Annotated in this window: 6 protein-coding genes; 1 reads left to right on the top strand and 5 read right to left on the bottom strand. The window is 59.8% G+C overall.

Features of this window, described 5'->3' with window-relative positions; translation table 11 throughout:
• Positions 1-1,138: aminotransferase class I/II-fold pyridoxal phosphate-dependent enzyme (locus WC600_17435; GenBank protein MFA4904520.1), on the bottom strand; the 1,138-nt coding region annotated here is incomplete at its 3' end.
• A 369-nt stretch (positions 1,139-1,507) separates the two neighbouring features.
• Entirely contained in the window at positions 1,508-2,251 is a 744-nt protein-coding gene (locus WC600_17430; GenBank protein ID MFA4904519.1) for a hypothetical protein, read from the bottom strand.
• A gap of 642 nt (positions 2,252-2,893) precedes the next feature.
• Here WC600_17430 and WC600_17425 point away from each other — a divergent pair.
• Complete coding sequence (locus tag WC600_17425; GenBank protein MFA4904518.1) at positions 2,894-3,157, top strand: hypothetical protein; 264 nt, start codon at positions 2,894-2,896, stop codon at positions 3,155-3,157.
• Positions 3,158-3,466: 309 nt separating this feature from the next.
• Here the strand turns inward: WC600_17425 and WC600_17420 are convergent, their stop codons facing one another.
• Genes WC600_17420 through WC600_17410 form a run of 3 tightly spaced genes read right to left on the bottom strand, consistent with a single transcriptional unit; the run spans position 3,467 to position 6,791 of the window.
• Positions 3,467-4,483, bottom strand: a complete 1,017-nt coding sequence (locus WC600_17420; GenBank protein ID MFA4904517.1) for a glycosyltransferase family 4 protein — start codon at positions 4,481-4,483, stop codon at positions 3,467-3,469.
• Entirely contained in the window at positions 4,483-5,574 is a 1,092-nt protein-coding gene (locus WC600_17415) for a hypothetical protein (protein ID MFA4904516.1), read from the bottom strand. Before WC600_17415 ends, WC600_17420 begins: the two co-directional genes overlap by 1 nt.
• Positions 5,571-6,791, bottom strand: coding sequence for a hypothetical protein (locus WC600_17410; GenBank protein ID MFA4904515.1), 1,221 nt, complete (start codon positions 6,789-6,791; stop codon positions 5,571-5,573). The genes WC600_17415 and WC600_17410 overlap by 4 nt, the downstream gene beginning before the upstream one ends.
• Between the last annotated feature and the right edge of the window lie 31 nt (positions 6,792-6,822).

Raw genomic sequence — 6,822 nt, 5'->3', positions numbered from 1 at the left:
TGGTGCGGTGGACGTTTTCCACCAGGGCGAAGCGCACGTATTCATCGCCGAACTCCCCGAAGCCCAATCCTGGAGCCACCGCCACCTTAGCCTCCCGGATGGTCATCATGGAGAATTCCACCGAGCCCAGGTGCCGAAACTTCTTGGGGATGCGGGCCCAGACGAACATGGTGCCCTTGGGGGGCTCCACCCGCCAGCCGATGTTGTGCAGGCCCCGGCACAGGGCGTCCCGCCGCTCTTTATAGACCGCCACGGTCTGCTCCACGCAGTCGTACGGGCCGTTTAGGGCGATGATGGAGGCGATCTGGATGGGCTGGAAGACGCCGTAGTCCAGGTAGCTCTTGATGCGGGTCAGGGCGTGGACCAGGCGCTGGTTGCCGCAGACAAACCCCATGCGCCAGCCGGGCATGTTATAGCTCTTGGAGAGCGAGAACAGCTCCACCCCAACTTCTTTAGCGCCGGGCACCTGGAGAAAACTGGGGGCCTTATAGCCATCAAAGACCAGGTCGGCGTAAGCGAAATCGTGGATGATATACACGTGGTACTTATGGGCATACTCCACGATGCGCTTGAAGAAGTCCTGGTCCACACACCGGGTGGTGGGGTTGTGGGGGAACGAAATAATCAGCATCGTGGGCCGGGGGCGGATGAGTTCGGTGATGTTGCCCAGGTCCTCGAAAAAGTCCCGGTCCGGGGACAAGGGGATGCTCACCAATTGCCCGCCGGAAATGACCACGGAGGCGGAGTGAATCGGGTAGGTGGGATTGGGCACCAGCACCACGTCCCCGGGCTCCACCGTCGCCAGGACCAGATGCGACAACCCCTCTTTGGCGCCGATGGTGGCGATGGCCTCAGTTTCCGGGTCAATGTCCACGTCATAGCGGCGCTTGTACCAGTCGGAAATGGCCACCCGCAGCCGGGTGATGCCTTTGGAGGCCGAGTAGCGGTGGTTGGCCCCTTTGCCTGCAGCTTCGACGAGTTTGTCAACGATGTGCTGGGGGGTGGGCAGGTCGGGATTGCCCATCCCTAAATCGATGATATCCTCCCCCCGGCGCCGGGCCATCATCTTCAGGGCGTTGACGGTGGCAAAGACATAGGGAGGCAGACGTTTCATCCGGGGGAATTCTTCAATGGCCATGCGAATCTCCTTAAGACTAACAGAGCGATATTTCTAAAAATTATTATCCCAAAGGGTCCGCGCAAAGTCAAACGAAAGTGTGCAAATTTTATTATCGGAGATTATTTGTTTAACATATTGTAATTACAACAATAATATTTATATCTTGCAGGGCCAGGTTCTCGTTTTGCAACAACCCCGGTTATTTTTGTGCAACTTGTGTATTTGTAACAAACCGGTTGGGTCTCTTCATAGCGGTAATGGCTGGCGTCTAGAGACGCTAACTCTTTTTGACGGCATTGTGAGGGCTCGGACTAAAATGATTACTGCCCAAAAAAAGCCCCGATGCTGCCGCCGGGGCTTTTTTTGGGGCAACCATGCTGAGGAGAACTAGCCCTTCATCCTCCGCCAGCCGAAGCCCAGGAGGCCCAGGAGGCCGGTGCCGAACAGGCAGGCGCTGGGGGGTACGGGGATTGGAACAATGGAGCAAAAACCCGTCAGGGAAGCAATGTCTCCACTCGGGCTGAGGAGGAAGCCCACCCCATCGATTAAGAAATCCGCTCCGGCGCCCAGCGGGCCAGCCGCGGGGCCAAAGGCAAAGGGGCCATAGGGATAAAGCGCTCCAGGCAAGCCCGCTCCGAACGCCACTGCCGGCCCCGCGCTCCAGGTAAAGCCCGCGGAAGCCAGGGTGTTGTCCTGAAGGAAACCGGTAATACTAGTTGGGGTTACGGACACTCCGTCGCCCAGGAGGTCGGTCATGCCACCTACCACAGAGGCGTCAATTACCGTGGGCGAACCTACCGGCAGGGCAATAGGAATAACCACCCCAAAACCGAAGGCGACCGGCACCGCCGCAAAGTTGGTGGCGGTGAGACCCCAGGCGATTATCGGGTCAACGGGGCTTATATCAGTGGCCATGTTGAGCGCCAGTGACCCTGCTGCCGTGGTAAAATTGACGGTCGGCAGCAACCAGCCCTTTTCACCTAAAATCATGGGGGCTTCCAAGGTCTCGGTGCCCACAGTCAGTGTGACTATAGGCCCTGCTATCGAATCCAAGACGATGGCCGGCGCCGCCTGAGTCAGTCCCAATACGAGGCAAATTGCCAAAAATACGACAGATAGCTTTCTGGTCATACAGTCCCTCCTTTATTTGGCACTCCATGCCAGATAAAAGGGTTAGCAGACATTCGCATAGACACCCTTCCCCTTTTCCCTGCACATATCTAGTTTTTCACGGAGGGCGAAGAGGTCTCATTGGGGACGCGGCGCCTGGCGGTATTAACGGTCCAGAGGGGATTCCACCACCCGGCTCCAGGTCACCAGCCCTAGCACCAAGACTACAGCCAAGAGACCTATGCTTATTTTTTTAATGCCACCTCCTCCTCACTAGGGTCTTCCCTTCCTTCCTTGGTTCCCGGGAAATGATTCGCCGTATTCTCCCTGAAAAGGGACTTCTCCTTATTCCTTTAAAAGATATTGTAAATAAATCTTTTGTCAATATTTATTAAGCTATAAGGATATCTTATATAATTATATTTATAATATAATTTACTTTCTTATGTCTCCTTGGTCATAGGCTTGTTAAATCCCGGCAATCGTCCAGTCCTGACAAAAAGCCCATTGAAGGCACCCAACCCCCACCTTCAATCCCCAGGAGGATCCCGTGGTTATACCGGTTGCATTTCCAGGCAGGCAAACTTATTATTGTTAGGGAAACGGGGCATTCTCCGGGTGATACAGACAATTTCGCCGGAGATGCATGAGCAGGAGGCCACAATGACCAGAATGGAGCGTTTGAAGCGAGAAGCCCGGGAAACCGCCACCCGGCTGGGGCACCGCCTGGGGCGATTTCGGCCGTCGGTGATCACCAGTGAGACGCCGGTCCCCAGCCAGAGACCCGCGGCGGTGGCGGCTTGCCAGATTTGTGGGGCCGTGGTGGCGGTGGATACTGCCCCTCCGGCCGGAAACGACGCGATTACAGGGGAAGGGGTGATTCGCCGGTGCGTCGCCATCGAGCAGGAAGGCCACGAGATGGCTTAGGGGATCGGTCGTTCTTGGTTAGCCCATGAAGAGTTCCGCCTGAGGTTTCAAGACGGCTCCTTTAAGCCCGGCAATGGCTCCGGACTCAACCCGCCGGGAGCGGCGGCTTCCTCCGGGCATTGGCAAGGTCCGTGCTTATGAACCAGCCGGTTGAGTTTGGCGCAATGGAGCGCCGCAAAGGTCCTGCAGGACCCAGATCCGTCCACCGCCTCAGTCCTGGGGAATGAGGCATACTCACAGGATAAATCACACCACTTCATACCTGGTTCTCCTTTCTGAAGAACCACCCCCGCCTTAGCCAAAGAGTTCCTAATGTCCCCGGGTCATCTCTCCGTATAAATCCAGGTACGCAGTCACCATGCGGTCCCGGGAGAAGTTTTGCGCCACGTGCTCCCGGCAGCGGCGCGGGTCCAAAGCGGCGAGGCCAGCCAGACTATCCCGCAACTCCTCATAGGTTTTGACGATAAAGCCGGTTTCGCCCTGAGCCACCACTTCGGGCACCGCGCCCCGGTCATAGGCCAGAACCGGTGTGCCGCAGGCCATGGCCTCGATCATGGCCAACCCGAACGTCTCATCCACTTCCAGGGGCAGCACCAATGCCCTCGCCCGCTTCATCAGGTCCACCTTGCGGGCATGGTCCGCGGGGCCCAGGTAGACAATCCGGTCCCCGTCGATGTGGGCGCGAATCTGCGCATCGAAATAAGGCTGGTCAGGCGTAAACACCGGCCCGGCGATAATCAGCCGCATCCCGGCCTCCCGGGCCAGGCGGATGGCCGTATGCAGACCTTTGTCAGGATAGATGCGGCCCAGAAAGAGAAGAAAATCCTCCTTGGCGGCCTGGAAGGGGTAGTCCGCCAGGCTCAGGCCGTGAGGGATCAGGTGGAGACGGGGATGCCCCTCCAACTGGCGCTGCTGGAAGGCGCTTACCGTCACCAGGTGCACCTGCGGGAAGCTCAAGAGATAGTCCCGTTTCATGGGAAACAATGGCGTGTGAATGGTGATCGCCAGGGGCGCGGCCGGGGCCAGGACCCAGAACCCCGCGGCGTTCTCCAGATGTGAGTGAATCACCAAAGGCGGCTGCTGCCGGAGGCGGGCAAAGGCATGGGAGAGGTGCAGGTTTTCGGAAAATTTGTCCGGCGGCCAGAAGGAGTGCAGGAAATGGCCATATTGGGGCACAGCCAGAGAAGAGTCTCCGGCGCTGAACAGCCAGATCTCCACGCCTCGCTCTTTAAGACCCTGAATAAGGGTGGCCACCATCAGTTCAGTCCCCCCATAGGTTACAGGAGGGACGGGAATCCAGGGGGGCGCGATCTGGGCCACCCGCATCAGCGGCCCTCCGGGACCAGGAGTGCCTGGACCTCCGGACAGGACGCCAAAGGCGGCAAAGTGACATCCGCCAGAGGCACTTCCATCCAGGCCAGGGGCTCGCCGGCAGCCCCGTCAGGCACCGGGATGGTAAGTCTGGGCTCTTTAAGCGGCGGCGCCTGCCAGCGCAGCAAGTCAGCCGCAATCAGGGTCTCCATCAGCGTGTGGAACACGGTGCCGGCCATCTGGTCCAAACCCGGCTTGCCGGGGGTGGAGGTAAGGGGGGCGTGGCGGTGGTCCATCTGCCCCACGTAGACCTGGACCAGGTGTTCCAGGTCCGGGGTTCCGGGCTCAAGGCCCAAGTGATCCAAGGCGAAGGCCAACAGGGCCAGGGTTTCCACCCCGTAGCCGGTCTTAAAGGGCAGCCTGGTCCAGAACTTCAAGGTGCCGGCCATCTCCCCGGACAGGAGGTACGCCAGCTTCTGGAGGGCCTGGACCCCGGGATGGGGGCATAAGGCCAACAGCGACCGGAGCATGGCGTTCAACCGGCCCCCGCGGGGGCGCTGATAGACGATCTTGGCCGCTTCCACGGTGTGGAACCAGAGGAGGGTCCCCACCGGGTCCAGGACCCAACGGGGATGAAAGTAAGCGGGGCGGATGTCCGCGTCGATGAAGGCCACGATGGTCCGGGGCTGGCTCACCTGCTCGGTCACCACCAGGTGATACAGAAAGGCCCGCATGGCCGCGCCTTTGCCCAGAGGGGTCTGCTGCTGATCCGGCGGCAGACGCCTGGCTGCGGGAAAAACCCTGACCTGGGGGAAGGTTTCAGTCAGGCGGCTCAAGCCTTCCAGGCGTTGCCCCCCAAAAGCGATCCAAACCTGATCGATCAGGTTCGAAAAAAGCGGCTGTAACAGCCTCAGAAGATCCCGCAGGTTGCCGGCTTCCCGGGCGCTGCCCAGAGGAAAGACCAGATGCACCGGCGCTCCCCCCTCCCGTTTCAAGCGCGCCACCGTCTCTAAATCGAAGCTGCCGGGGGGGATCAAGCCCAAGGCGGGCAGGCGGGCAGCGCGCTCCCAGTTTTGGGGAACGATTACCTGCGGCGGGCCACTCACGCCGTACCCCACAAGGCCTGGCGCACCTGAGCCGCAACCGCAGGTTGAGCCAGCCAATCCTGGAGCGCCTGCCAGTGGTTGACGGTCGCAAGATAAGTCTGGTAAACCCGGGCGCCCTCCTTCACCAGGGAGTCCATCAGGGCCAGATTTTTCAACGCCTGACGGGCAGCCACACAATCTCCCTGGGCCAGGTAGTCCCGGGCCAGGAGATTGTGGCTCAGAAAGGCTCGCAACGCCAGGTCTTCTTCCAGAAAGTTCCCGGGATAGGGCTTGAGCTCCTCGGCCGTCACCATAGTCCGCCCCGCTCCCGGTTCCTGCTGGTTCAATTTCAACCGGGTGTAGCAAAAACGCAGCAGGTCCTGCCGCAGCCGGAGCCAGGTAGGGTGCGGTTTTTCCGGCGGCAGATGGATGATGTTCAAGGTGTTGTCCAGAAAAAAAGGAATCTGCAACAGGCGGGCATTCAAAAGGTAATCCGTGTCTTCCCCCCGGGTGATGGCGGGGTCGAAGGGGACGCGGCGTCCAAGGGCGGCGGGCACCACCAAGTTGCCTCCAAATCCCAGAGCCGTGGGTTTCAAGCGGGGGCCTGCAAGCACCAACTCATTCAGGGCGGCGTTCAGCCACCGCATCTTGGGCCAGGCTTCGGCCCAGGCATCGGTGGGCTCGGGGAGCAGAACACCGCCATCGGCGTTTTGGTAAACCCCGGCCAACCCGAAGACGGCATGCTCCCTCCCTAAAAGTTCCAGGTCTTCCTGTATTTTTGCCAAGAAATTCGGGTCGGCGATCACTTCATCGTCGTCCAGGCTGAGCATGGCGCCAGCATTGCAAACCGTAGCGAGAATCAGGGTCAGATTGCGAATCTGGGAATATCCGCCCAGAGACAGCAGCGGCAGCCACTCCACGCGCCCCTGGACCCGGCAAAAGTTCTGGAGGATCTGAAGATGGGAGGCCGCAAACAATCGCACCGGGTAAGGCAGCGGCGGGGACTCGATCACCTCCCGGACCCGGCGCTCCACCGCCGCGTCCAGGGCGGGGGCCGTGGCCGCGGCCACTACGCCGACCTCAACCCCATCTTTAACCAGAGGGATGAGGCTTTCCAGGGTTCGCCTGAGCGTCCCGGGCGTATCCAGAGAGGTGGGATGATCAAAGACCAGATCTTCCGGCCCTTTCCCCCCGGGATGGGTCCAATATGTAGGAATTGCCACCCAGAAACCGTGCATGGGTTCAGGCTATCTACTCTGCCACGTTCAG

Source organism: Desulfobaccales bacterium (assembly GCA_041648175.1).
Lineage (GTDB): Bacteria > Desulfobacterota > Desulfobaccia > Desulfobaccales > 0-14-0-80-60-11 > 0-14-0-80-60-11.
The sequence above is the reverse complement of the archived record's forward strand: the minus strand, read 5'-3'. Positions and strand labels throughout refer to the sequence as shown.